This window comes from Streptomyces sp. NRRL F-5755 (assembly GCF_001279365.1).
In the GTDB taxonomy this organism is placed as follows: Bacteria; Actinomycetota; Actinomycetes; order Streptomycetales; family Streptomycetaceae; genus Streptomyces; species Streptomyces rimosus.
The window spans coordinates 1-3,820 of the sequence record NZ_LGCW01000117.1 but is presented as its reverse complement, the minus strand read 5'-3'; the positions used below and the strand labels follow the sequence as shown (position 1 = coordinate 3,820).

Sequence of the window (3,820 nt, the reverse complement as noted above, 5' to 3'; positions counted from 1 at the left end):
GAACGGCGAGGCGACGAAGCGCTCCGCCGTCAGTCCGGGGCGGTTCGCGTAGCCACGGGCCAGGCCCGCGCCCGCCGCGTACAGTTCGCCGGCCACCCCCACCGGCACCGGCCGCAGCGCCGCATCCAGCACATATGCCTTGGTGTTGGTGACGGGGTGGCCGATCGGCGCGACGGTCCCGTCCGTGGTCCCGCTCATCGAGACGCACACCGTGGACTCCGTGGGCCCGTACGCGTTGACGACCACGCGGCCATCCACCGCCCACCGGGTGATCAGCTCCGGCGGCACCGCCTCTCCCGCCAGCGCCACCGCCCGCAGCTCCGGCAGCCCGGACTCGGCCCCGGCCGGAAGCGCCCCCAGCACCGACGGCGGCAGGGTCGCGTGAGAGATCCGCTGCTCGGCCAGCACCTCACGCAACGCCTCGCCGACCAGGCGGCCTTCCTCCGGCACCACCAGCGTGGCGCCCGACGAGAACGCCATCACCAGCTCCCACCACGCCGCGTCGAAACTCGGTGACGCGAACTGGAGCACCCGGCTCTCCGCCGACACCCCCAACCGCTCGATCTGCGCGTACGCCAGGCTCGCGACGCCCTGGTGGGAGACCACGACGCCCTTGGGGCGCCCGGTGGAGCCGGAGGTGTAGATCACGTATGCCGGGTGCGCCGTCGCAACGTCGGTCTCGGGGGCGTCGTCCGGGAAGCCCGACAGGTCCTGGCGCAGGGCCGCCTCGTCCAGTACCAGCACGGGCGCCGCGTCGGCGAGGATGAACTCCCGCCGCTCACGCGGGTAGTCGGGGTCGACCGGGACGTATGCGCCACCGGCCTTCTGGACAGCGAGGACGGCCATGACCATCTCCACCGAGCGCGGCAGTTCCACCCCCACCAGCTTCTCCGGGCCCACGCCCTGGCCGGTCAGCCAGTGCGCCAGCCGGTTCGCCCGCGCGTCCAGCTCCCCGTACGACAGGGTCTCGGCGCCGCACCCGACCGCGACGGCGTCCGGGGTGCGGCGCGCGTGCCCGGCGACGAACCCGGCGAGGGTGGTGCCGGGCACCTCGGCGGCCGTCGCGTTCCAGCCGGACACCACCTGGTCGCGTTCGGTGTCCGACAGCAGCTCCAACTGCCCCACGCGCAGCGAAGGATCGGCCGTCACCTGTTCCAGCACCCGCACCCAGCGGGCCAGCAGCCCTTCGACCGTCGCGCGGTCGAACAGCTCCGTGGCGTACTCGACGACCGTCTCGATGCCCGTCGGACCGTGGGCCGCGTCATGCCCCTCGGTGAGGGAGATGAGCATGTCGAAGCGCGAGGTACCGGCGCTCACCATCTCGGCCTGCACCTGGAGGCCCGGCAGCCGGAAGTCCTCGCTCGGTGCGTTCTGGAGGACCAGGGCGACCTGGAAGAGCGGGTGGTGTGCGGTGGAACGCCGCGGGTTCAGGCGCTCCACCAGATGCTCGAACGGTACGTCCTGGTGCTCGTACGCGGCGAGGCTGGTGCGCCGTACGCGGGCAAGCAGCTCCTCGAAAGCGGGGTCGCCGGACGTGTCGGTGCGCAGCACGAAGGTGTTGACGAAGAAGCCGATGAGGTCGTCCAGGCCCTCGTCGGTGCGGCCGGCCACGCCGCTGCCCAGGGGGATGTCGTGACCCCCGCCGAGGCGGGTGAGCAGCGCGGCCATCGCGGCCTGGAGCACCATGAACACGGTCGTGTTCGACTGCCGGGCCAGCGCCACCAGCCGCCGGTGCAGCGCGGGGTCCAGGTCGAAGGCGAGGTGCTCACCCGCGTAGGAGGCCACCGCCGGGCGCGGACGGTCGGTGGGAAAGCTGACCAGGTCGGGCAGCCCGGCCAACTGCTCGCGCCAGTAGGCGACCTGCTGGGCGAAGACGCTGTCCGGGTCGTTCTCGTCGCCGAGCAGTTCCCGCTGCCACAGCGTGTAGTCCACGTACTGCACCGGAAGTTCGGGCCAGTCCGGGTCACGCCCCTCGGTCCGCGCGGTGTACGCCTCCACGACGTCACGGGCCAGCGGGCCCATCGACCAGCCGTCGCCCGCGATGTGATGGAGCAACAGCAATAGGACGTGGTCCTCCGGCCCGGTCTCGTACAGCCACACGCGGACCGGTACCTCGGTGGCCAGGTCGAAGGGGTGCCGGGCCGCCTGCTCCAGTGCCGCGCGCAGCTCCGCCTCCGGAACCTGCCGGTGCTCCCAGGCGAAGTCCGCGTCCGCGGCGTCCAGGACGACCTGCCGCGGCTCGCCGTCCACCTCGGGGAAGACCGTACGCAGCGTCTCGTGCCGGGCCGTCACATCCCGCAGGGCCGCATGCAGCGCCCCCGCGTCCACCTTGCCCTTCAGGCGCAGCGTCAACGGCATGTTGTACGTCGCCGACGCCCCCTCCAGCTTGTGCAGGAACCACAGCCGGCGCTGCGCAAAGGACAACGGGATCATGAGCTGTTTCCTTCTTCCTGCCCCGCACAGGGAAATGCGGCGCTGGTCGGTCGTCGGCCGGGTCGTCGGCCGGGCCGGGTGAGCGGCGTCGGAGGGACGGCGTCGGTGGACGCCGCCGGCGGGCGGCACGGCGGGCACACCGCGTACGGCGCCCCGGCGCAGGGCGCTGACGCCCGGCGGGAATGGCAGCGCCGAATGGAGTCGGACGAATAAAACAGGAGTGACCGGCCGGGGCCGCCGGGCCCGCTCCCTGGAGAGAAGGCCGGTGTTTCCGAGCTCCGGCTGGTCGGTCCGGGGCAGGGAAAACAGGACGGGAATCCGGTCGGGCCGGGTTTTGAAGCCGTGTTCTCACACACCCGGGACGAATGTCAAGGGTGCACAGTCCCAGGGCATCTCCGCCGGTTACCCGTTCGACGAACTGCCGTACCGGGTGCGGCCGATGCGTGAATCCAGGAAAGGGCCGGGACGCACAGCCGCGCGCGGGCGGTCACGTCTCCAGGGACCGGCGCTCCGCCGGAGCCGTACGGAATGTCAGGGCGATCGCAGTGGGTGCGGCGGAACGGAATCCGCGCGGCACGCTGCCGCGTTCTCATGGGCGCGACTGGGCCACGGCCCCGGTCGTACGTCTTGTGGCATGGATACACAACCCCCGAAAGTGCACACCGTCCGGACCCGCTCCGGGTCCGTCGATCAAGCCATCGCGAGTTAATCAGCAGTCCCGCGAAGGCGTCAAGGAGATACCCGAGCCGCCCGGGCGACTGCTCAACTGGGCCGTCCCGACAGGGATACGCCCTGGTCAGCCGGGCTTCCCGGGCAGCCAGGCCCTTCGCTGTCCGTACCCGCGGGGCGGTCCCGACGACCGCCCGGCGGGTACGGCGGCGACATCGGGCGAAGGGGCCAGTTCTTCGGCCCTAACCGGAATAGCGTCTTCGTCTTCCGGTCGGCCCGCGCCCCGGCAGCGCAGTCCCCAGGGAGGCCGAAGGCGACCCCCGCCGATACGCGGCGAGTTGCTACTGTGAAACAACGGAGCGGTCGCATGGGCGACTCCAACCGACAGGCCACGGGGGATCGTGGCCGGCCATCGGCGTACAGCGCCGGGGCCGCAGAGGAACAGCGGCGACCACGGCCAGAGCGCCGACGCCGGCCGAAAAGCCTGAGGAGCAGGAGAATCCATGCCCAGCCGCATCATGCTGAATCCGGGTGACATAGCGACGCTGGACCTGACCGACCCGCGCACCCACGCCGAGTACGACCTGTCCGAGGTCTGGCGGCATCTGCGCACAACACAGCCGTTCCACTGGCACCCCTCCATCGGCGGCGCGCCGGGTTTCTGGGTGGTGTCCCGGCACGCGGATGTGTCCGAGATCTACCGGGACAACAAACGGTT

At 71.5% G+C, this 3,820-nt stretch carries 1 protein-coding gene and 1 pseudogene; one reads left to right on the top strand and one right to left on the bottom strand.

Going from position 1 to position 3,820, the window contains the following annotated elements:
• Positions 1–2,433 (bottom strand): non-ribosomal peptide synthetase (locus ADK86_RS14275; protein ID WP_159393855.1); only part of this gene is annotated, 2,433 nt, incomplete at its 3' end.
• A 1,172-nt stretch (positions 2,434–3,605) separates the two neighbouring features.
• Between ADK86_RS14275 and ADK86_RS14270 the strand changes: the two are divergent.
• Positions 3,606–3,820: pseudogene (locus tag ADK86_RS14270) on the top strand (cytochrome P450); the annotation flags it as partial.